General features: G+C 64.7%; 21 protein-coding genes and 1 tRNA gene. 18 read left to right on the top strand and 4 right to left on the bottom strand.

Annotation, left to right across the window (positions count from 1 at the left end; all coding sequences use genetic code 11):
• Nucleotides 1–22 precede the first annotated feature (22 nt).
• Entirely contained in the window at nucleotides 23–154 is a 132-nt protein-coding gene (gene tatA / locus R2770_10120) for a twin-arginine translocase TatA/TatE family subunit (protein MEZ5280819.1), read from the bottom strand.
• A 112-nt stretch (nucleotides 155–266) separates the two neighbouring features.
• Between tatA and R2770_10115 the strand changes: the two genes are divergently transcribed.
• The 4 genes from R2770_10115 (at nucleotide 267) to R2770_10100 (ending at nucleotide 6,497) form a co-directional block, all read left to right on the top strand.
• Nucleotides 267–1,166 carry a DUF368 domain-containing protein gene (locus R2770_10115; GenBank protein ID MEZ5280818.1) on the top strand — a complete coding sequence of 300 codons (900 nt, stop codon included), beginning with the start codon at nucleotides 267–269 and terminating at the stop codon, nucleotides 1,164–1,166.
• 145 nt (nucleotides 1,167–1,311) lie between these two features.
• Entirely contained in the window at nucleotides 1,312–3,993 is a 2,682-nt protein-coding gene (gene topA, locus R2770_10110; GenBank protein ID MEZ5280817.1) for a type I DNA topoisomerase, read from the top strand.
• Nucleotides 3,994–4,004: 11 nt separating this feature from the next.
• On the top strand, nucleotides 4,005–5,432 hold the full coding sequence (locus R2770_10105) for an MFS transporter (protein MEZ5280816.1): 1,428 nt from the start codon (nucleotides 4,005–4,007) through the stop codon (nucleotides 5,430–5,432).
• Between the two features lie 15 nt (nucleotides 5,433–5,447).
• Complete coding sequence (locus tag R2770_10100) at nucleotides 5,448–6,497, top strand: hypothetical protein (GenBank protein MEZ5280815.1); 1,050 nt, start codon at nucleotides 5,448–5,450, stop codon at nucleotides 6,495–6,497.
• A gap of 3 nt (nucleotides 6,498–6,500) precedes the next feature.
• Here R2770_10100 and R2770_10095 read toward each other — a convergent pair.
• Nucleotides 6,501–6,572: transfer RNA gene (locus tag R2770_10095), tRNA-Thr, on the bottom strand.
• A 110-nt stretch (nucleotides 6,573–6,682) separates the two neighbouring features.
• Here R2770_10095 and R2770_10090 point away from each other — a divergent pair.
• From R2770_10090 to R2770_10050, 9 genes are all read left to right on the top strand, one after another.
• Complete coding sequence (locus R2770_10090) at nucleotides 6,683–7,246, top strand: sigma-70 family RNA polymerase sigma factor (GenBank protein ID MEZ5280814.1); 564 nt, start codon at nucleotides 6,683–6,685, stop codon at nucleotides 7,244–7,246.
• Between the two features lie 2 nt (nucleotides 7,247–7,248).
• Nucleotides 7,249–7,530: a mycothiol system anti-sigma-R factor gene (gene rsrA, locus R2770_10085; GenBank protein MEZ5280813.1), complete on the top strand. Its 282-nt coding sequence runs from the start codon at nucleotides 7,249–7,251 to the stop codon at nucleotides 7,528–7,530.
• 46 nt (nucleotides 7,531–7,576) lie between these two features.
• On the top strand, nucleotides 7,577–7,708 hold the full coding sequence (locus tag R2770_10080; protein MEZ5280812.1) for a hypothetical protein: 132 nt from the start codon (nucleotides 7,577–7,579) through the stop codon (nucleotides 7,706–7,708).
• A gap of 7 nt (nucleotides 7,709–7,715) precedes the next feature.
• Entirely contained in the window at nucleotides 7,716–8,777 is a 1,062-nt protein-coding gene (locus R2770_10075) for a zinc-dependent metalloprotease (GenBank protein MEZ5280811.1), read from the top strand.
• Entirely contained in the window at nucleotides 8,747–9,715 is a 969-nt protein-coding gene (gene tilS, locus R2770_10070) for a tRNA lysidine(34) synthetase TilS (protein MEZ5280810.1), read from the top strand. The genes R2770_10075 and tilS overlap by 31 nt, the downstream gene beginning before the upstream one ends.
• 10 nt (nucleotides 9,716–9,725) lie before the next feature.
• Entirely contained in the window at nucleotides 9,726–10,265 is a 540-nt protein-coding gene (gene hpt / locus R2770_10065) for a hypoxanthine phosphoribosyltransferase (GenBank protein ID MEZ5280809.1), read from the top strand.
• 83 nt (nucleotides 10,266–10,348) lie between these two features.
• Entirely contained in the window at nucleotides 10,349–10,864 is a 516-nt protein-coding gene (locus R2770_10060) for a hypothetical protein (protein ID MEZ5280808.1), read from the top strand.
• Between the two features lie 61 nt (nucleotides 10,865–10,925).
• Nucleotides 10,926–12,335 (top strand): lysine--tRNA ligase, encoded by a 1,410-nt coding sequence (gene lysS / locus R2770_10055; protein ID MEZ5280807.1) that lies wholly within the window; start codon nucleotides 10,926–10,928, stop codon nucleotides 12,333–12,335.
• Between the two features lie 47 nt (nucleotides 12,336–12,382).
• Complete coding sequence (locus R2770_10050; GenBank protein MEZ5280806.1) at nucleotides 12,383–13,399, top strand: polyprenyl synthetase family protein; 1,017 nt, start codon at nucleotides 12,383–12,385, stop codon at nucleotides 13,397–13,399.
• Between the two features lie 15 nt (nucleotides 13,400–13,414).
• Here the strand turns inward: R2770_10050 and R2770_10045 are convergent, their stop codons facing one another.
• The gene (locus R2770_10045; GenBank protein MEZ5280805.1) at nucleotides 13,415–14,371 is read right to left on the bottom strand and encodes a polyprenyl synthetase family protein; all 957 of its coding nucleotides are present in this window, start codon (nucleotides 14,369–14,371) and stop codon (nucleotides 13,415–13,417) included.
• Nucleotides 14,372–14,591: 220 nt separating this feature from the next.
• Between R2770_10045 and R2770_10040 the strand changes: the two genes are divergently transcribed.
• From R2770_10040 to radA, 3 genes are all read left to right on the top strand, one after another.
• Complete coding sequence (locus tag R2770_10040) at nucleotides 14,592–17,111, top strand: ATP-dependent Clp protease ATP-binding subunit (protein ID MEZ5280804.1); 2,520 nt, start codon at nucleotides 14,592–14,594, stop codon at nucleotides 17,109–17,111.
• Nucleotides 17,112–17,191: 80 nt separating this feature from the next.
• Complete coding sequence (locus R2770_10035; GenBank protein ID MEZ5280803.1) at nucleotides 17,192–17,887, top strand: hypothetical protein; 696 nt, start codon at nucleotides 17,192–17,194, stop codon at nucleotides 17,885–17,887.
• On the top strand, nucleotides 17,772–19,292 hold the full coding sequence (radA, locus tag R2770_10030; GenBank protein MEZ5280802.1) for a DNA repair protein RadA: 1,521 nt from the start codon (nucleotides 17,772–17,774) through the stop codon (nucleotides 19,290–19,292). The genes R2770_10035 and radA overlap by 116 nt, the downstream gene beginning before the upstream one ends.
• On the opposite strand, the gene R2770_10025 is transcribed toward radA, so the two are convergent.
• A complete protein-coding gene (locus R2770_10025) occupies nucleotides 19,273–19,932 on the bottom strand; it encodes a Crp/Fnr family transcriptional regulator (protein MEZ5280801.1) in 660 nt (219 codons plus the stop codon). The two genes, radA and R2770_10025, sit on opposite strands and share 20 nt — an antisense overlap.
• A gap of 153 nt (nucleotides 19,933–20,085) precedes the next feature.
• Here R2770_10025 and R2770_10020 point away from each other — a divergent pair, with 153 nt between their 5' ends.
• Together R2770_10020 and ispD are read left to right on the top strand one after the other, a co-directional pair.
• Nucleotides 20,086–21,162: a hypothetical protein gene (locus tag R2770_10020; GenBank protein MEZ5280800.1), complete on the top strand. Its 1,077-nt coding sequence runs from the start codon at nucleotides 20,086–20,088 to the stop codon at nucleotides 21,160–21,162.
• Between the two features lie 12 nt (nucleotides 21,163–21,174).
• Nucleotides 21,175–21,816, top strand: coding sequence for a 2-C-methyl-D-erythritol 4-phosphate cytidylyltransferase (gene ispD, locus R2770_10015; GenBank protein ID MEZ5280799.1), 642 nt, complete (start codon nucleotides 21,175–21,177; stop codon nucleotides 21,814–21,816).
• The last annotated feature ends 8 nt before the right edge of the window (nucleotides 21,817–21,824 follow it).

The raw sequence follows: 21,824 nt of genomic DNA, 5'->3' as shown, positions 1-21,824 counted from the left end.
TGCGCGCAGTGGGTCACCGCATTCAGTCCATGGCGTCTTTGAACTCTTTTTGTGCCTGCCCGATCGATCGAGCCAGCTTCGGGAGCTGCGATCCGCCGAACAGCAGCAGCATGATCACCAGGATGATAATCATTTCTGTGGGTCCAAGGTTCATCTCGGCATCCTCGTGGTCGTGTGACACCCGCGCTTGGGGCATTTGACGACATATTCGCCGTTCAACATGAAGGAATCGTGAGCACGGTTCAGAGGCTGTACCGTCGCTGCTCGTGATCAAGCGCATTCCCGCCCAGGTGGCCCGTGGCTTTGCCATGGGCGCCGCCGATATCGTGCCTGGTGTCAGCGGGGGCACGGTTGCGCTGCTGCTCGGTTTCTACGATCGTCTGATCCACAACGTTCGCGAGGGCGCGGGCGTTCTGGGCCACGCCCTCAAGGGCGACGTCAAGGGTGCCACGGCCCGACTCAAAGCGATCGAGTGGATGTTCCTGTTGCCCCTGTTCGTCGGCATCGGGCTGTCGGTCGTCGTGCTGGTTTCGTTCTTGCGAAACCAGGCCGAGACCAACCCGGTCGAGGTCTCGGCGGTCTTCTTCGGCTTCGTAGCGGCTTCGGTGTTCGTGGCCGCTCGCGAGGTCGAGCGATGGGACGTGTTGCGGTTGGCAACGGCGGCCGTCGTCGCCGTCGGAGCCTTCTTCGCCCTGGGGCTGCGATCGGGATCGGTCGATGACCCAGCGCTGTATGTGGTGTTCGCCGCAGGCTCGATAGCGATCTGCGCAATGATCCTTCCGGGCATCTCGGGGGCCTTCATCTTGTTGATGCTGGGTATGTACGACCCGGTCACCGCAGCCATCGACGAACGTGACCTGGCCGTGGTTGTCGTGTTCGGCGCCGGCGCGGTGCTGGGTCTGGCCTTGTTCTCGACCGTTCTCAACTGGATGCTCGAGCATCACCGAAACACCGTGATGGCCGCTCTGATCGGCCTCATGGCCGGCTCGTTGCGCGTCTTGTGGCCATGGCCCGTCGGGGAGGGCGAGGGCACCCACGCCCTCGAGAACGCCGAGCTGGCGGCTCCGATTTCGGGAGACCTCCCCACGGCCGTGGTGGGGGCCGTCATCGCCTGTGTGGTGGTGGTCGTGTTGGGCGAATTCGGCCGACGGCACCGCCCCGAGTGAAGACCCTCGCGCTTGTCGCAGCTTCGGTATCTGATAGGGCTAGGTGGGTTGAGCGGCTCAAGTCCTGTACGTTCCGGACGAGGAAGTCTCCGGAGCCGTCAGTGCTCCAGCCGCAGATCCGCAAGCCAGCCAACCCGAGAAGAACGTGAACAAACCCCTCGTAATTGTCGAGTCGCCCACCAAGGCGAAGACGATCGCCCGATTCCTCGGCGACGACTACGTGGTCGAATCGTCGGTGGGGCACATACGCGATCTTCCCCGCAACGCGGCCGATGTTCCCGCCAGCTACAAGGGCGAGAAGTGGGCCCGTCTGGGGGTCGACACCGACAACGACTTCAAGCCCCTGTATGTCGTTACCGGCCGTGCCAAAGAACAGGTCCGCCATCTCAAGGCACTGCTGAAGGACGCCACCGAGCTGTATCTCGCAACCGACGAAGACCGTGAAGGGGAGGCCATCGCGTGGCACCTCCTCGAGGTGCTCAATCCCAGGGTGCCCGTGAAACGGATGGTCTTCCACGAGATCACCGAACGTGCCATACAGCAGGCCATCGACGAACCGCGAGAGATCGATCGGCGGCTGGTCGACGCCCAGGAGGCCCGCCGAATCCTCGATCGGCTCTATGGCTACGAGGTCTCGCCGGTCTTGTGGAAGAAGGTCATGCCCCGCCTCAGCGCAGGCCGGGTGCAAAGTGTCGCCGTGCGACTCATCGTCGAACGCGAACGAGAGCGCATGGCATTCGTGTCTGCCGGGTACTGGAGCCTGTCCGCGACCTTTGCCGACGGTTCGATCTCTTTCGGGGCCTCGCTGGCCGCGCTCGATGGCTCTAGGATCGCCACCGGCAAGGACTTCGACGATGCAGGTGCCCTCAAGACCGAAGCCCATGTCTTGACCGAGGCTGACGCCAACACCCTGGCCCAGGGCCTTGCCGGTTCACAGCTGGCCGTCACTTCCCGCGAGTCCAAGCCATACAGGCGCAGGCCGGCCGCTCCGTTCATCACGTCGACCCTTCAGCAAGAGGCAGGCCGCAAGCTCGGCTTCTCGTCATCGCGCACCATGCAGGCTGCTCAGAGGCTCTACGAGAACGGTTACATCACCTACATGCGAACCGACAGCACGACGCTGTCTGGGGAGGCCGTCGGCGCAGCTCGCTCTTTGATCTCGGAGCGCTACGGCCAACAGAACCTGCCGCCCGAACCTCGCATCTACACCCGCAAGGTCAAGAACGCCCAGGAAGCCCACGAGGCCATCCGCCCCGCGGGCGAACGCTGGCGTCACCCAGACGAGATCAGCGCCGAGGTAGCGGGCGACGCTGCTCGGGTCTACGACCTCATCTGGCGGCGCACGGTTGCCAGCCAGATGATCGACGCCACCGGCGAGACGGTCACCATAAAGCTGGGCGGTGTAGCCCCCGATGGGCGCAGTGTCGAGTTCTCGACCAGCGGCACCGTCATCACCAGCCCGGGGTTCCGACTGGCCTACGTAGAGGAGGCCGAGCCCGGCAACGACGACGCGGCCGAGCAACAGCTTCCCCCTCTGCAGGAAGACGACACGGTCACGGCCCGCGAACTCGAACCCAAGGGCCACGAGACCACGCCACCGGCTCGCTTCACCGAGGCCTCGCTGGTCAAGCGACTCGAAGACCTGGGGGTCGGCCGTCCTTCGACCTACGCATCGATCATCGAGACGATCCAGGCACGCGAGTACGTGTGGAAGAAGGGCAACGCCCTGGTTCCTAGCTTCACCGCCTTTGCGACCTCGGCCCTGCTCGAGAGCCACTTCAACGATCTCGTCGACTACGCGTTCACCGCCCGCATGGAAGACGACCTCGACGACATCGCGGGTGGCGACAAGGAAGCCATTCCGTGGCTCTCTGAGTTCTACTTCGGCACGTCGGGCCCCCAGCGCGAAACCGGCGACGGTCTCAAGTCGATGGTTGCGGCCCGCCTGGCCGAGATCGACGCCAGGGAGATCAACTCGATTCCGATCGGCGTCGACGAAGACGGCGCTTTGGTCGTCGCCAGGGTGGGCCGCTATGGGCCCTACGTGCAGCGCGGCGACGACACCTGCAGCATCCCGGACGATCTGGCACCAGACGAGCTGACCATCGACAAGGCGATGGAGCTCTTGTCGGCTCCATCCGACACCAGGGTGCTGGGCACCGACCCCCAGACCGGCATCGACGTCATCGCCAAGCCAGGACGTTTCGGGCCCTACGTCACGCTGGGTGAGCCAGAAGACGGCAAGCCCAAACCCAAGACCGCGTCGCTGTTCGCTTCGATGAGCCTCGACACGGTGACGCTCGACGATGCTCTGAAGCTTCTGAGCCTTCCTCGCGTGGTGGGCACCGACCCCACCGACGGCGAAGAGATCACGGCTCAAAACGGCCGCTACGGGCCCTATCTGAAGAAGGGCTCCGACAGCCGCAGCCTCGAGTCAGAAGACCAGATCTTCAACATCGATCTCGACGGCGCGCTGGCGATCTATGCCCAGCCCAAGCGCCGACGAGGGGCCGCAGCCCCCAAACCTCCGCTCAAGGAGCTTGGCGAAGACCCGGTCAGTGGCGTCAAGATCGTCGTGAAGGACGGTCGATTTGGCCCGTATGTCACCGATGGCGAGACCAACGCCTCGTTGCGCAAGGGTGACGACGTCGAGACGATCACCACCGAACGCGCTGCAGAACTTCTACAGATCAGGCGCGAGGCTGGACCCTCCAAGAAGAAGTCGACCAAGAAGAAGGCCACGGCGAAGAAGGCGGGCTCGAAGAAGGCAGCCGCAAAGAAGTCGGCTGCCAAGAAGAAGGCGCCGGCCAAGAAGAAGGCGACCTAGCCTGAACGGCCGTGACCGGACCTGAGCCCATCGACGCTGCGCCAGCGGCGCTCGATGGCAAGGCTGGGGTGTTCGGGAGGCTCTTTGCCACCCCAGAGTTCTTTCGCCTGTGGTTGGCGCAGGTGTTCAGCGCGTTCGGCGACTGGGTTGGCTTCCTGGCCATCATCGTCATAGCAGAGCGCATCGGCGGCGACACCGCCGGCTCGGCCATCGCACTGGTGATGATCGCCAGGGTCCTGCCAGGCTTCTTTCTCGCCTCGGTGGGCGGTGTCATCGTCGATCGATTCAACCGCAAGCGCCTGATGATCACCTGTGACATCACACGCGCCGTGGTGCTGTTGGTCCTGCCGGCTATCGACACCGTGTGGGGTCTGGTGCTGGCATCGCTGGTCCTGGAGTTGGCGACGTCGCTTTGGGGACCCGCCAAGGAAGCCATCGTGCCCAATGTGGTGCCCGAGGACCAGCTGACCACTGCCAACTCGCTGTCCTTGGTTGCTGCGTACGGCACGTTCCCGTTTGCCTCGGCTGCCTTTGCAGGCCTGGCCCGAACATCGGACTGGTTGGTGGGCACGGGCAGGCTCGACCTGCTCGACGTCAATCGCGAGGCGTTGGCACTCTATGTCGACGCGGCGACGTTCCTGGTGGCTGCCTCGCTGATCGCGACGCTGCCGCTGGTCGCCCGCTCGGCGGCCGAACGCCGCAGCTCCAAGCGCACCATCGACTGGTCATCTGGCGTCAGGGAGCTGAAGGAAGGTTGGAAGTTCATCGCCCTCAACCCCACGGTACGGGCGGTTCTGGTAGCCCTCAGCACTGGCATGATCGGCGGGGGGATGTTGATACCGCTGGGTTCGGTCTTCAACCATCAGATTCTCGAGGCCGACGACGATGGTTACGGCGCGATCCTGACCGTATTGGGCGTCGGGGTGGCGGTCGGGGTGGCCATCCTGTCCGCCATCCAGACCAGGGTCGACAAGCGTCGGATGTTCGTGGGGGTGATCATCGCGGCGGGCGTGTCGCTGTTCTTCGCCGTATCGGTCTCGGCCATTCAGGTGAGCCTGGTCGGGGTCTTTGCGTTGGGGTTGAACGCCGGCGCCGTCTACGTGCTCGGGTTCACCTTGTTGCACGAGTCGGTGTCCGACGAACTGAGGGGCAGGGTGTTCAGCGCTCTGTACACCCTGGTCAGGTTTTGTTTGCTGGTCGCCATCGGCGTGGGTGGGTTCCTCAGCGAGGCCCTCGACTGGGTGTTCGAGCAGACCCTCGAATCTCGGGTCGAGATCGGGTCGTTCGGCTTCGATTTGGTAGGGGTCCGCGGCGCCCTGTGGCTGGCAGGTCTGTTGATAGTCGGCGCAGGTCTTCTGGCGGCCTGGTCGCTGCGCGGTGGCACACCGTCTGGGCAGAATCTCGACAGGGCCGAATCACCGGCCACCCCGAACCGGTAGCCGACAGGGAAGCCAATGTCCGAACAAGCAGGCCCAATCGAGATTCTCGGCCAGCCCCAGGCGACCAGACGCCTCAACGCTGCCCTGGACAACCCGGTACCGGCGTACCTGTTCGTTGGCCCCACCGGCGTGGGAAAGCGAGCCGCAGCGGCCCAGTTCGCCGGCGCACTCATGGCCTCCGCCGATCCATCCGGTGCCGAACGCCATCGTCGCCTTGCGGTCGCCGAACGCCACCCAGACCTGTTGGTGTTCGAGCGGGCGGGCCAGACGATCACCGCCGAGCAGGCCCGCGAGGTGGTCAGGGTCAGTGCCACCAGCCCCATCGACGCGCCGCTGAAGGTCATCGTGCTCGTCGACTTCCACCTGGTGGGCGACCAGACTGCGATGGTCCTGAAGGCCATCGAAGAGCCGCCCGCCACCACTCGCTTCGTGATTCTCGCCACCGAGATCCCGCCAGAGTTGGTCACCATCGCGTCGCGTTGTGTCGAGATCGCGTTCGGCCCGGTGCCTCGCGACGTGATCATCGCCGAGTTGCTCGACATCGGAATCGATCAGGCCGGCGCCGAAGCCTGTGCCGAGGCCGCTGGTGGCGACCTCGAGCGGGCTCGCCTGCTCGCATCCGACCCAGATCTGGTGGTGCGCCTCGATACATGGGTCGAGATCGCCGGATCGTTGAACGGCGCTGGTAATCGTGCCGCCACAGGCGTCGAGCGCCTGCTGGCGCTGGTCGACGGCGCTGCGGCTCAGGTCAAGGCCAGACACGAAGCAGATCTCGACGAGTTGGCTCGTCGTGTCGAACAGACTGGCGAACGAGGGGCGGGGCGCAAAGACCTCGAAGCCAGGCACCGGCGCGAACTGCGGCGCCATCGCACCGACGAGTTCCGTGCCGGTATGGCGAGGTTGGGTGCCTTCTACCGAGACGAGTTGCTGGCCGGCCGGATGGCGCCAGACGAGATGGCGGCCGCGTGCGGTGCTGTTTCGGAGGCATCGCAAGCATTGGCTCGCAACCCCAACGAGAGGCTGCTGTTGCAGGATTTGTTCTGCCGGCTGCCACAGCTCGGCTAGCGGAGCCCGAGGTGGGGATTGAACCCACGGCCTGCTCTTTACGAGAGAGCTGCTCTACCACTGAGCTACTCGGGCACGGACCGATCATGTTACAGGCTCGCCATGGCCTAGCCGCGCCCGGTCGCGCCGATCGCAGGCACTGCCGGACAGGTCCTTTTCGCAGCTCGTGCCGCTAGGTTTTTAGCGTGGCCGATCAGGAGAACTTCGTCGAAGACGCCATGGAGTTCATGGACGGCCTCTATTCGGCTGCGTTGCGGATGACCCGCAACCCCGCCGACGCCGAGGATCTGGTCCAGGAGACCTACCTGAAGGCCTACCGCGCCTACGGATCGTTCTCTCAGGGAACGAACCTGCGGGCGTGGCTGTATCGGATCCTCACCAATACGTTCATCAACCGGTACCGAGCCAAACAGCGGCGACCCGAAGAGTCTGATCTGGCCGAGATAGAAGATTTCTACCTCTACCGCAGGGTCAACGATCTGGAGAAGGTCGCAGGGCGTTCCGCCGAGGACGAACTGTTCGACTGGTTCACCGATGATCAGGTCGTCGCTGCTCTCGACGAGCTCCCGGAGAACTTTCGCCTCGCGGTCTACCTGGCCGATGTCGAAGGTTTTTCCTACAAGGAGATCGCAGAGATCACAGATGTGCCGATCGGAACGGTGATGAGCAGACTGCACCGTGGAAGAAAGGCTCTACACAAGGCGTTGTACGACTACGCCGTAGGTCTGGGCATCGTGGAGGCCAAGTAGCGATGACGAGCGGATCAACGATGGACGCGCCTGATCCTCACCAACAGACAAGCCAATCGCTCGACTGCCAGCAGGCTCTCGACCGTTTGTATCGCTTTCTCGACGGGCAACTCGACGACGCGCGCAAGGACGCGATCCGTCACCACCTCGACTCTTGTGGTCACTGCCTCGAGGCGTTCTCGTTCGAAGCCGAGCTCAAGACCGTCATCGCAAGGCGGGCGGTCACACCGGTTCCCCCGGGTCTGAAGGACCGCATCGCCGAACAGCTTCGGCGTTCGGTTTGAGCCGTTGTTGTTCTCTTGGGCCGATCCAGCGCCTACGATGTCTGCCATGATGCTCGCCGCCCAGGAATGGCACTTCTGGATCGCCCCACTCCTCACCGCAGGTGCGGTGTTGCTGGTACTCGCGCTGGCCATTGGCTACGCGGTCCGGGTTGTCGGGCCGCGTTACCCGAGGCGCTGATATCGGCGTGGATCAAACCATCGACTGGGAGTTCGCAGCCCGCATCGCCAGGCGAGCCGCTGGCGTAGAGCCCCTGTCGCAGTCGTATCTCTACCAATCCCTGCACGACGACTTCGCCGAGGCGACGGTTCTGGCAGAGGAATTGGTCGCCGACGAGACCGGCCTTAGGTCGCTTGACGGCCCAGCTCGCGCCCGGGTGATCGGACGCGAGGACTGGATCGATGCAAACATCCGCTCGTTCCAACGACTGTTGCGCCCCCTCACCGCCAAGATGGAGGAGCGGGCGCCATCTGGCCCCATGGCGGCGGTGTCGGGCAAGGTCGCTGCAGTCGAGGTCGGCACCGTGCTGGGCTGGATGTCGCGGCGCGTTCTGGGCCAGTACGACCTGCTGCTGGCAGAGGACGAAGATCCACAAGACCAGGATCTCGTCTATTACGTGGGCCCCAACGTGTTGGCCGTCGAGAAACGTTATGCGTTCGTGCCAGGCGAGTTCCGGCTGTGGCTGGCCACCCACGAGCTGACGCACAGGGCCCAGTTCACCGGCGTGCCTTGGATGCGCGAGCACTTCATCGGCTTGGTCGAACAGACGCTCGACAACATCGACCCCGACCCCGATCGCATCATGTCGGGTCTCAAGCGCCTGTTCGACGAGAGGCGCCGCGGCGAGACGGCCGCACTCGACAACGGCCTCGCGCTGTTGTTCGCCTCCGACGAGCAGAGGCTGGTGTTGGATCAGATCTCGGGTCTCATGAGCCTGCTCGAAGGCCATGGCGACGTCACCATGAACCGGGCGGCACGCGAACACGTTCCCAGCGCCGGACGTTTCGCCAAGGTCATGCAGCAGCGCCGAAACAACACCAAGGGCATTGCTCGCATCATGCAAAAGCTCATCGGCATCGACGCCAAGTTGGCCCAGTACGAACAGGGCGAGAGGTTCATCGAGCGCATCGAGGCCGAGCGCGGCGACCGGGCGGTCGACGTGATCTGGCAAGACTCGACCCATCTGCCCTCGATCGAGGAGATCAAGGAGCCGTCGCAGTGGCTGCTGAGGGTGCCCGAAGCAGCCTGACGCTCGGCGACCTGGACGCACCCACGCGTGGGCTGGTCGACGATCTAGTCGCCAGGTGCAGGTTCGTCGCCGGTCCCGATCCGTTGGTGCTGGGTGTGTCGGGAGGCGCCGACTCACTGGCAATGCTGGCCTTGGCCGTGTTCTCCGGTCACGAGGCCCTAGCCGTCCACGTCGACCACGGCCTGCGCCCTCGATCAGCAGCCGAGGCCGATGTCGTCGAGCGGGTGGCGTCTCTTCTCGGGGCCTCCTTCGAGGCGCGAAGCGTCACCATCGAGCCCGGGCCCAATCTCGAGGCACGCGCTCGCGAGGCCAGGTATGAAGCTCTGGGGCCCGGCGCCCTGGTGGCTCATACACGCGACGACCGCGCCGAATGGGTGCTGCTGGCACTGCTGAGGGGGTCGGGCATCGACGGTGTCTCGGCGATGGATCCCACCACCCGTCCGCTGCTGGCCCTGAGGCGAACCGAGACCGTCGGGTTGTGTCGCAGCCTGGGGTTCGAGTTTGTCGAAGACCAGCACAACACCGACCCCAGGTTTCGCCGCGTCCGGGTTCGCGCAGAGCTGATCCCGCTGATGAACGAGATCGCAGACCGAGACGTCGCCGTTCTGCTCGACCGCTTCGCCGAGGTGTCTCGGGTCGACTCCGAGTTGCTCGACGAGCTCGCGGCGGCCATAGACCCCACCGACGCCCGGGCGTTGACGGCTGCGCCCGTCGCTTTGGCCAGAAGGGCGGTGCGAAGCTGGCTGCGAGCCGACCACCCGCTCGACCTCGCCTCCACCGACCGGGTGCTCGGCGTGGCCGCCGGCCGAGCCGTTGCCACCGAGATCGTCGGCGGTCGAAGGGTCAGGCGAAGCGGGCAGCGCCTCTTCGTCGAGGAATCGCCAGGGCGTTCACCGTTGTCGGGCGACGGTGGGGCTGGTTCGACGGCGGTGGTCTAGCGTCTCGGGCGTGCTCGAAGGACCAAACATGGATGCCGTGGGCGATGTCGTAGTCGACTCGACCTCTCTTCACCGTCGCGTAGACGAGATCGGAGCCGAGATATCGGCCGATTTCGCGGGCTCGAACGTGTTGATGGTGGGGGTGCTGAAGGGCGCCTACATGTTCCTTTCCGACCTGGTTCGTTCGATGTCGATACCAACCGAGGTCGACTTCATAGCTGTTTCGTCTTATGGCGCGTTGACGACATCGACAGGCGTCGTCAGGCTGTTGAAGGATCTCGACCACGACATCGAAGGGCGCCACGTCGTTGTGGTCGAGGACATCATCGACTCGGGTCTGACACTGCGCTATCTCCTCGAACTGCTCGAGGCCCGCAACCCGGCCAGCCTCAGCGCCTGCAGCCTGCTGGCGCGCAGCGGTCATCCCGCCGACCTCATTCGTTACCTGGGTTTCGAGATTCCCGACGGGTGGGTCGTCGGTTACGGTCTCGACGTCGGTGGGTGGCATCGCGACTACGACGAGATTCGTTGGTACAACTCCGACGTCTGATTTTCCGGTGTTCGTTGGGCATTCGTGGGGGCCTGTCGGCTAGTGTCCCGTCTGGCCGCGAAGCTGTGGGGTGAGACTGTTCGATGAAGGGCAAGTGGGCCGAGGGAATCCGGCCGCGCAACTTCGCCTGGGTCATCAAGGACCAGCTAGCAGTCTGCGAACGCCCGGGCGGCTATGGCGAGAGCCATCGCCGTGTGCGCCGCCAAGAAGAGATCATCTGGTTGCGCCAGCAGGAGTTCGATGTGGTCATCTCATTGACCGCCGCACCGCACAACCTGCACAACTACGACGAGCTGCGGTTGCCCTATCTGCACCGGCCATTCCCACCCACCGACGAGGTCGGGCGTGCGCTAGAGCGGCTCTATACCGAGATCCGTCAGATGCTCGAACAGCACCGCAGGGTCGTCGTGCACCGAGACGAGGTCGGCGACCACGTCAGCGGGCTCATCGCCGGTTATCTCGTCTGGGCGGGTATGGTCCCTGAGGTGCCCAAGGCAGTGGTCGTGACCGAACGTATCTTCGGTCGTCAGCTCGGGCCTCTTGCCCGCGGCCTGGTCGCCGAGGCCGAGAAGCTCGCATCGCACTCGCCTGCGTCTTGAGCCCACCCTCTCTTAACCATCCACCGACCGTGCCGGCTCGTGTGCCGGATCCCCAGCGCTGATGACTGCCATTCCCTACCGCTACGAACGCGATCATTCCGTCGCTCAGATAGTCGACGCCAACCAGGGTCTCGAGGCCGGCACCGAGACCGATCAGGTCGTGTCGATCGCCGGTCGCCTGATGCTTCGCAGGGTGCAGGGCAAGCTGGCGTTCGGGACGCTCCAGGACTCTTCGGGGCGAATCCAACTCTTTGCCCCCTCGAAGACCACTCCCGATTTCGATTCGTTCTGCGATCTGAACCTGGGCGACTGGATCGGTGTCAAGGGTGTGGTCATGGTCACCCGTCGCGGCGAGCTGTCGGTGCGAGTAGACGAATGGGTCCTGCTGGCAGCCACGAAGCGTCCGTTCCCGGACAAGTGGCATGGCATCAGCGATGTCGACACCAGGTACCGCCAGCGTTACGTCGATCTGTGGGTCACTCCCGAAGCTCGGCGGACGTTTCTCATGCGCAGCCGTATGGTGTCGCTGATCAGGCGGTTCCTCGAAGACCGAGACTTCATCGAGGTCGAGACGCCGATGTTGCAGCCGCTGCCGGGTGGGGCGCTGGCCAAGCCCTTCGAGACGCACCACAACTCGCTGGACATGAAGCTCTATCTGCGCATCGCCCCAGAGCTGTACCTCAAGCGGCTGACCGTGGCCGGCTTCGAGAGGGTGTTCGAGATCGGCCGGGTGTTCCGCAACGAGGGCGTCTCGACTCGACACAACCCCGAGTTCACGATGCTCGAGCTCTACCAGGCGTACGCCGACTTCGCCGACATCATGGAGTTGGTCGAGCAGATGGTCGAACATCTGGCGCTGAGCCTGCTCGGCACGACCGTGGTCGACTTCGGCGGACGCCAGCTCGATCTCGCCGCACCTTGGCGCCGCGCCACCCTCGATGAGTTGATCGCCGAGTTCACCGGCCATCAACTCGATCTGACGACACCCATCGACGAGCTACGCCGCGTGGCCCAAGACCTAGGTGTCGACGTCAAGGCGGCCTATGGCCCAGGGAAGCTGTTGCTCGAGATCTACGAAGCCTCCGTCGAGGCACAGATCTGGTCGCCGACATTCGTCACCGACTATCCGTCCGAGGTTTCTCCGCTGTCTCGCGACCACCGAGACCGTCCGGGGTACACCGAGAGGTTCGAGGCCATCGTTGCGGGCCGCGAGTTGTGCAACGCGTTCAGCGAGCTGAACGATCCGGTCGAGCAGCGCAAGCGGTTCGAAGACCAAGCCGGCCTGCGAGATCTCGGCGACGACGAGGCCATGGTGCTCGACGAGGATTATCTGCGGGCCCTCGACTATGGCCTGCCACCCACGGGCGGCCTGGGCATCGGCATCGACCGGCTCGTGATGTTGCTTGCGGGCGTCGAGACCATTCGCGACGTCGTACTGTTCCCGACCCTCAGGCCCGAGGCTTCCTCTTGATGTGCGCGGCGCCTGTGGGTGAGCCGATCATCCGATAGGTTGCCTGCGTGGAATTCGACTACCTGGCCCGTCTGCTTGCAGTCGACGAGCTGGTCGCGCGCATCGACAGGGTCGAAGAGCGCTTGTCGGAGGCGTTGCTGCTGGACGGTGTGGGTCTGGGGCCGCCGTCGACACGTATGGCCCTGTCCGGCGGCAAACGCCTGCGGCCGGTGATGGTGATCGCAGCAGCCCACGTCTTCGACGTGTTCGACGACCGGGTCATCTCGGGTGCCGCTGCCGTCGAACTCGTGCAGGTCGGGTCGCTCGTACACGACGACATCTTCGACAAGGCCGCCACCCGGCGAGGCGTGCCCACCATCAACGCCACCGACGGAGAAGAGCCGGCAATCCTGGCCGGCGACTACATCTTGGCCCGCGCCGGAGTCGAGGCCGCACGGGTGTCGGCCGAGGCTGCCCGCGTTCTCGCCCGCACCGTCATCGAGCTGTGCGTGGGCCAGCACCAAGAGACCGTCCAGCTCGAAGACCGTCATCGCACCATCGAACAACACTTCGCGTCGATCGAGGCCAAGACAGCAGCGCTGTTCGACGTGTCGGCCCGCATGGGCGGTCTTGCGGCCGACGCCCCACCAGAACTCGTCGACGCTCTGGGCATCTACGCCCGAGCCTTCGGCATGTCGTTCCAGATCGTCGACGACGTACTCGACCTGGTGGCCGACCCCGAGCGGCTGGGCAAGCCGGTGGGCAGCGACTTGCGTGCCGGTGTCTATACCTTGCCCGTATTGCACGCCCTGGCCGGCGACCGCGGCGACGAGTTGTCGGCCCTGCTAGACGGCCCGGTCGACTACGAGACCTCGGCACATGCCAGCCGACTGGTTGCTGCTTCTGGCGGCATCGAACATGCACTGGCCGTGGCGCTCGACTTCGAGAAGTCGGCGGTTTCGGCACTCGACACCTTCGACGACCACCCGACCGTTCAGGGTCTGCGACGCCTGCCCGAGGATTATCGCGTGTGGGCCTTGTCGACTCTGGGCGACGACCTCGAGATCGGGCCCGTAGGGGTCTGAAGCTCCTTGGGCCGCTCAGGCCCGAGCCAGCTGGTCGAATGCCTGGGCGACGATGCCGCAGGCCGAGTGCAGCGGCGAACCGGGTTCGAGTCCGGTCCGGGCCGCATCGAGTTCCGAGCGACCCATCGAGATGGCGCTCGCCCGAGGTTCGGCCATCAGTTCGTCCCTGAGCTCTTGGGGGTTTGCGCCGCTTTGGGCGCGGTCCATCAGATCTGGGCCGGCGATGGTCATTGGCAGCGTCCACACGTGGCGGTCGAGATCTGCCAGCGGACCTGTACCAGTCCCCGGATCGCCGGACACGATTCGCGTCACGTCGTAGAAGATGGCGATCGATCGTCCCAGCGCCATGCCGGCTTGGCCGATCGCATCCGCGCTGTCGCTGCTGGCTCCGGCGACAAGGGCGCCGATGGTGGCGCCGGTCGAGAACAGGCTGGCGTGGCGCGTGCTGATGGTGTCGATGCGTTCTTCGGGGGTGGGCCGAGCGCTACCCGATTGCTGAAGTTGGCGGGCCCTGCCCTCGCATATCCAGCCGATGGTTTCGGCCAGCATCTGGGCGATCTGGGTGCCGTGGGCCGCGGCGTACTCTGATGCTCTGGCCATCAAGAAGTCGCCGGCCAGTATCGCCTGCAGGTTGCCGGCGGTCGCGTTGACGGTAGGCGACTCACTGCGTGTGGTCACCGAGTCGATCACGTCGTCGTGTGTCACCGCGCCGATGTGCACGAGCTCGACGGCCGCGGCGGCATTCAGCAGATCCGCGCTCAAGAGGGCCGACGAAGCGTCTGCGTCCGAGCGCTCGAGCGCGCCCAGCACGGTCGTCGAGGCGCGTAGGCGACAGGTCACCGGCGTGACGGCCTGCACGGCGAGCAGGCTGAGCTGCGGGTCTTTCGCGTCACACGCCCTGCTGAGCGTCTGTTCGATTGACAGCCGGTCTTGGTCGGGCGAGTGACGCCAGGCGAGAAGATCGATCGACATCGTGGCCCAACGTATCTGCCCACGGCCACACCCGCCACGCTCGGGCCCCTCATCTCGGGTGCGGTTCGGCCGATGGAAACACCATGTTGACGGCCTTGACGCAATCGCGAGGAGATGCTGTCACATGTGCCCGGTACACTCGGGTTTGCGCTTCTGAAGCGAGATCGAAGAGCGTCACGTCGGCTACAGCGACATCCGGCGTGTAAAGGACGGAGGGTCCGTGTTCGAGAGGTTCACAGACAGGGCACGTCGAGTCGTGGTGCTGGCGCAAGAAGAAGCTCGCCTGCTCAACCACAACTACATCGGCACCGAGCACATCTTGCTCGGGCTCATTCACGAGGGCGAGGGGGTTGCCGCCAAGGCTCTCGAATCGCTCGGCATCTCCCTCGAGGCTGTTCGCAGCCAGGTAGAGGAGATCATCGGCCAGGGCGGGTCTTCGCCCTCGGGGCACATCCCATTCACCCCGCGCGCCAAGAAGGTTCTCGAGCTGTCATTGCGCGAGGCGCTGCAGCTCGGTCACAACTACATCGGCACCGAACACATCTTGTTGGGGCTGATCCGCGAGGGCGAGGGTGTCGCTGCCCAGGTCCTCGTCAAGCTGGGCGCGGATCTGTCCAGGGTTCGCCAGCAGGTCATCCAGTTGCTCTCTGGCTATTCGGGTCCTGCATCGTCGGGTTCGTCTGGCAAGGAGACCGCAGGCGCTTCCACCGGAAGCAATGCGGGCGAGGCAGGCAACCAGTCGGGCTCGGTCGTCCTCGACCAGTTCGGCCGCAACCTCACCCAGGTCGCCCGCGAGAAGGGCCTCGACCCGGTCATCGGTCGATCGCGCGAGACCGAGCGTGTCATGCAGGTCTTGTCTCGTCGCACCAAGAACAATCCGGTCCTCATCGGTGAGCCGGGTGTCGGCAAGACCGCAATTGTCGAGGGCCTCGCTCAGCGCATCGTCAGCGGTGATGTGCCCGAGACACTCAAGAACAAGCACCTCTACACACTCGACCTCGGCGCCCTCGTCGCCGGCTCGCGTTATCGGGGTGACTTCGAAGAGCGCCTCAAGAAGGTCCTCAAAGAGATCAAGACCCGCGGCGACATCATTCTGTTCATCGACGAGCTCCACACCCTGGTGGGCGCCGGCGCTGCAGAGGGCGCCATCGACGCTGCGTCGATCCTCAAGCCAATGCTGGCTCGCGGCGAACTGCAGACCATCGGTGCCACCACCCTGGACGAGTATCGCAAGCATCTCGAGAAAGACGCTGCCCTCGAGCGTCGCTTCCAGCCCATCAAGGTCGACGAGCCCACCGTGGCACACACAATCGAGATCTTGAAGGGACTTCGCGACCGCTACGAGGCGCATCACAGGGTCACCATCACCGATCAGGCGTTGGTGGCCGCAGCCAACCTCGCCGATCGCTACATCTCCGATCGCCAGCTGCCGGACAAGGCCATCGACCTCATCGACGAGGCCGGCTCGCGGTTGCGGATCAAGCGCATGGAGACCCCGCCCGACTACAAGGAGATCGAGAACAAGATCGCCGACGTCGTCGAGCGCAAGAAGCAGGCCGTCGAAGACCAGGACTTCGAGCTCGCCGGGTCGCTGCGCGACGAGGAGAAGCAGCTCCTCGAGCAGAAGTCCGAGATGGAGACCCAGATCAAGGCCGAGGGGGTCGACCTCTTCGACGAGGTCGACGAGGAGGCCATCGCCGAGGTTCTGTCGATCTGGACCGGTATCCCGGTCTACAAGCTCACCGAGGAAGAGACCCAGAAGCTTCTTCGCATGGAGGACGTCCTCCACGAGCGGGTGATCGGTCAAGAAGACGCCATCAAGGCGGTCAGCCAGGCGATCCGCCGCACGCGTGCGGGCCTCAAGGATCCGCGCCGCCCGGGTGGCTCGTTCATCTTCTTGGGCCCATCGGGTGTCGGCAAGACCGAGCTCGCCAAGACCCTCGCCGAGTTCTTGTTCGGCGACGAGGATTCTCTCATCAGCCTCGACATGTCCGAGTACATGGAGAAGCACACCGTCAGCCGTCTGGTGGGTTCGCCCCCGGGCTATGTCGGCTACGACGAGGGCGGCCAACTCACAGAGGCCGTCCGACGCAAGCCGTTCTCGGTGGTGCTGTTCGACGAGGTCGAGAAGGCGCATCCAGACGTGTTCAACACGCTGCTGCAGATCCTCGAAGAGGGTCGCCTCACCGACTCTCAGGGTCGCTCGGTCGACTTCCGCAACACGATCCTGATCATGACCTCGAACCTGGGTACCCGCGATCTCCGCAAGGTCAATGTTGGCTTCTCCAAGGTCGACGAGGCTGTCAGCTACGCCCGCATGAAGGAAAAGGTCAACGACGCTCTGAAGGAACACTTCCGCCCAGAGTTCTTGAACCGCATCGACGAAACCATCGTCTTCCACGAGCTCTCGCTCGAGGAGGTCACCGAGATCGTCGACCTCATGATCGCCCGCACTGCAAAGCAACTCGAAGCTCAGGGCCTGGGCCTCGAGCTCACCGATGCTGCCAAGACGATGCTGGCTCGCAAGGGCTACGACCCGACGTTGGGTGCACGACCGCTGCGCCGCGCAATCCAGCGCCATGTCGAGGACGCTCTGTCCGAGCGCATTCTCTACAAGGAGTTCCACGCCGGGAACATCATCATCGTCGACGCCGACGAGGAGAACGACGAGATCGTGTTCCGTGCGATCGAAGGGTTCGAGCCGCCTCAGATCGAGATGGCCGACGCCGGCGCTGAGTGAGGTACAAGGCTGCGCTGTCGCTGGCGGCAGCGTCGGCCCTGCTCACCGGGTGCCGATTAGACCTAGCTCTGAATGTCGACATGGCCGAGGACGGAACGTCCTCGGTCATGTTCACTCTCTACGCCGATGACGAGGTTGTCTCCGGTATCGATCTCGACACCATCGATCTGGGTGGCGTGATCGACTCGGGTTGGGCCGTCAGCGGCCCCGAGGCCGTCGACGGTGGGGCTCGGCTCGAGCTCGCTCTGAACGACGTGTCACCCGAAGATGTCGCACGGGTGGTTTCCCAGGTCGACGATGGGCGACTGTTCGAAGTATCGGCTGTTGAGGTCGTGCCCTCGATCGGCCGAACGGACTACCGGGTGGCGTTGTCGGCCTTGCCCGAGGCCACGGTCGCGGACTTCACCGACCCCGAACTGGGTCAGTTGTTCGGTGGCGAACCCTTCGGCGAAAGCCTCGCCGAGCTCGAGGCGCGTGCCGGCGGCCCCCTCGACGGCGCGGTATCGGTGTCTGTCCACGCGAGCGTTCCGGGTCAACCACCCCAGGACGCATCGGTTCTGTTGTCCGATGAAGCCGCCAGGTCGGTCGATGTGATGGCTACTGCAATAGACGGCTCTGTGCTCGAGTCGAGGGCTCAGGCTGCAGACGCCAGGGCCGACTATGACCGGGCCTGGCGTTGGGTGGCGTTGTCGTGGATGGCCGCTGCCGTGCTGGCGGGCGCGCTGGTGGTGGTGCATCGGCGTCGTCGGCCCACCACCAGGGTTCCGACGATTTAGCTCCGAAGCCCCACGCGACGTCCCACCCCTCTGCGAGACTTGGGCGGTGGCTCGAAACAAGGTCTCGTATCTGTGTCGGTCGTGCTCGACACCGGCTCCAAAGTGGACAGGTCAGTGCGCTTCCTGTGGCGAGTGGAACACGCTCGTAGAAAAAACCGCCACGGTCGGCGGCCTCACGGCGGCTTCGGCGGTGCCCCTTGCTTCGGTCAGTTCCGCGGCTCAACCCCACGACCCAACGGGTATCGATCAGCTGGATCTGGTTCTGGGCGGTGGCCTGGTGGCCGGCTCGGTCACCCTGCTTGGCGGCGAGCCTGGCATCGGCAAATCGACGCTGCTGGTGCAGGCGGCGGGTTCGGTGGCTCGCTCGGGCCGCAAGGTGTTGTATGTGTCGGCCGAAGAGTCGATGACCCAGGTGCGCGACAGGGCCGCACGCCTGGGCGCGGTGGCCGATGGTGTGTTCATCACCGACGTCATCGACGTCGGCGCCATCACATCGGAGATCGAAACGTTGCGGCCAGACGTCGTCATCGTCGACTCGGTCCAAAGCGTTTACCAGCCCGATCAGCCCGGCACCCCTGGTTCGGTGACCCAGGTGCGTGAGGCGGCCCACAGCTTGGTGCGGGTGGCGCGGGCGACCTCGTCGTCCGTCGTGCTTGTCGGCCATGTCACCAAGGAAGGCAACATCGCCGGCCCACGAGTGCTCGAGCACGTCGTCGACACGGTTCTCACCTTCGAGGGCGACCGGCACCACGCCCTGCGTTTCCTCAGGGCGGTCAAGCACCGCTTCGGTTCGACAAGGTCGTTGGGCGTGTTCGAAATGGGCCCGAGCGGCCTTGTGTCTGTCGACGATCCGAGCCGGCTGTTCCTGGCCGATCGGCGCCCGGGTGTTCCCGGGTCGATCGTTGCGCCGGTCCTCGACGGCAGCCGGCCTCTTCTGGTCGAGGTGCAGGCCCTGGTTTCCGAGACCAACCTGGCCTCGCCACGACGGGTGGTCCAGGGGTTCGATCAGCGTCGCCTCTCGCTGCTGTTGGCGGTTCTCGAGCGCCGCTGCCGATTGCCGCTGGCAAAGCGCGACGTGTTCGTGTCGATAGTCGGCGGCGCCAAGGTCACAGAGCCGGGCATCGACCTCGCAGTTGCCTTGGCCGTGGTCTCGGCCCTGTACGACGAACCTCTGCCTCCCGACATAGTCGCCTGTGGCGAGGTGGGCCTGGGCGGTGAGGTTCGCCAAGTGGCAGACATCGACCGGCGCATGGCCGAGGCTGCGCGGCTGGGTTACGGGGCTGTGATCGTGCCCGCCGGGTCTCCGGTTGCACCTGGTGGGCGCGTACATCGGGCCGTCGACGTCGTCGAAACCCTGGCTCGCTTGGGCTTCGGAATCGATCGGGTCAAAGAGATCGCTGCGTGAGGGCGTCGCGGTTGGTGATCAGGTAGGTGCGCTCGCGTTGTTCAAGCCAACCGAGCCGGTTGAACGACGACAACGCCTTGTTCACCCGCTCCCGACTGGCCCCGACCATCTGTGCCAGTTCTTCTTGGGTCACAGGCAACTGGAACTCGTCTTCGTCGCCCGCCATCTCCAACAGTTTCTTGGCGGTGCGGCCGGCGACATCGAGGAACATGGTGTCGGCCAGGGCGTCGTCCATCGTCCGCAGCCGCGACGCCAGCAGCGACACGGCTCCCCACAGCAGCTCGGGCCTGGCGGTGTACATGCGTCGCAGCGGCTCGTAGGGAACCTTCACTAGGCTGGTGGGCTCGAGCGCCTTCACCTTTGCGCTCCGTGGGGCGCCGTCGAACAACGGCATCTCACCCACCAGATCACCCGCGGTCAGCAACGCCAGAACCGACTCGCGCCCGTCGAACGAGTCGCGAACGATGGCCAGGCGACCATCTCGGACGACGAACAGGCAGTCGGCTTCGTCGTGTTCAGAGAACAACACCTCGTTGCGTCGCAACTGGATGTCGCCCGTCAGCGCCTGGAGTTCGTCGAGTTCGGAGTCTGTGAGCCCCGACAGCATCTCGACCGACATGAGCAGTTGGCGATCGTCCATCGGACTCATGGTAGTGGCGTACGACACATCTGCTGAAGCCGAGCCTCGCACATCGCACAAACTCGTCAAACGGTTTACATCTCGCCGCGGGTCTGCCGATGGAGTTTGGTAGTGGCGTGATACCGCACTGTTGGAGCGAGAGGAGGAGCTGAGTTGTTCGTCGAGACCATCAGGCTCCTCATCGTTTTGCTCCTCACAGCGGCCGGCCACGAAGTTGCGCTGATGACTGCAGGCGGCGAGGTATCGCCCTTCGTCGGAGCAACTCTGGGTGCCGGTATCGGGTACGTCATCGGCGGTGTCCTGGGCCGGCGCGTGTCCCGCACCGTCGACGGCCTCGAGAACATGAAGCTGCCATGGTCGCCGGCCGAGATGGTGTCGGGCGCAGTGTTCGGAACGTTCGGTGGCATTCTGGGGATCGTTGCCGGCACGGGTGCGCTGCTGGGCATGGGCTGGCGATTTGGTGGTCCGGTCGCGGCCGTCGTCTGCTGGCTCGGAATGTCGATCGGCACCAGGTTCGGGTTGCGTGCCAGTGCCGACTTCTGGGCCCTTCTGGGCCTGTCACCCATTGGGTTGTCAGCGTCGAGACGCCTGGGCGAGGCCCCGGCCGGCGACGCATTGCTGGTTGATTCCAGCGCTGTGTTGGACGGCAGGCTTCTCGAGATCGTGAGGTCGGGCTTCATTCGTGGAACCTTGTTGGTTCCCCGATTTGTGCTCGACGAGATTCAGGCGATCGCGGATGCCCAAGACCCGACCAAGCGGCGCAGGGGCCGCAAGGCGCTCGAGCTGCTCGACGTGCTCGACGACGAGGGCACGGTCTCGCTGAGGGTCATCGACGACGAGGTGCCAGAGGTCAAACACGTCGACGCCAAGCTCGTCACCCTCGGACGCCGCCTGAACGTCAGGCTGATCACCAACGATCAACCGTTGGCCCGTGTGGCCGAGCTACAGGGAGTGTCCACCCTGTTCGTGTCGCGGCTGGCCGACGGATTGCGGTCAGAGGTGATGCCCGGCGAGGTGCTCAGCATCGAGCTGGTCCGCGAGGGTTCCGAGCCCGGCCAGGGTGTCGGGTACAGGTCCGACGGTTCCATGGTCGTGGTCTCCGACGCGGCCGAACAGCTTGGCAATGAGGTCAGGGTTCGGGTCAGCCACTCGGTACCCACAGCCAAGGGCATCATGCACTTCGCCACCATCGATGCCCACGAAGACCTGGAGACAGCGGCCGCGACCTGACACGCTTTGTGTATGACAGGACGAACGCCAGGGCCGGTTTGGGCCATCGTGGTGGCGGCCGGCTCGAGCACGCGGTTCGGCCGGCCCAAGCTGCTCGAGACCATCGCCGGTGCAGCCGTCGTCGAACATGCCGTCGGCGTTGCCCAACGCTGTTGTGATCAGGTCGTGTTGGTGTCGTCCGACCCCAATGTCGTCGAATTGTGCGACGGAGTGTTGGTAGTACCCGGCGGCGAGTCGCGCAGCGAGTCGGTGCGTCGGGGGCTCGACGCATTGCCGCCCGACGTCGAATTCGTGCTGGTGCACGATGGGGCTCGGCCCGGTGCTCCTGCCGAGGTGTTCGCTCGCGTCATCGCCGCCTTGCGTCGTGGGGCCGATGCTGTGGTGCCGGCGCTGGCGGTGGCTGACACGATCAAGCAGGTCGAAGGCGACGTTGTGGTGTCGACGCCCGATCGCTCGTCGCTCGTCGCGGTGCAGACCCCACAGGGGTTTCGTGCCGCCCTGCTGCGCGAGGCTCATTCGTCGGGGGCAGACGCCACCGACGACGCCGCCCTGATCGAATCGGTCGGCGGGGTCGTGCATGTGGTGGAAGGTTCGCCGCGAGCTGCCAAGATCACCACCGAATACGACCTGGTAGTTGCCAGGGCAACCTGGTGAGACTGGAG

The organism is Acidimicrobiales bacterium (assembly GCA_041394185.1).
GTDB lineage: Bacteria > Actinomycetota > Acidimicrobiia > Acidimicrobiales > Poriferisodalaceae > JAAETH01.
Note: the sequence above shows the minus strand (reverse complement) of the source record. Positions and strands in the feature narration are given on the sequence as shown.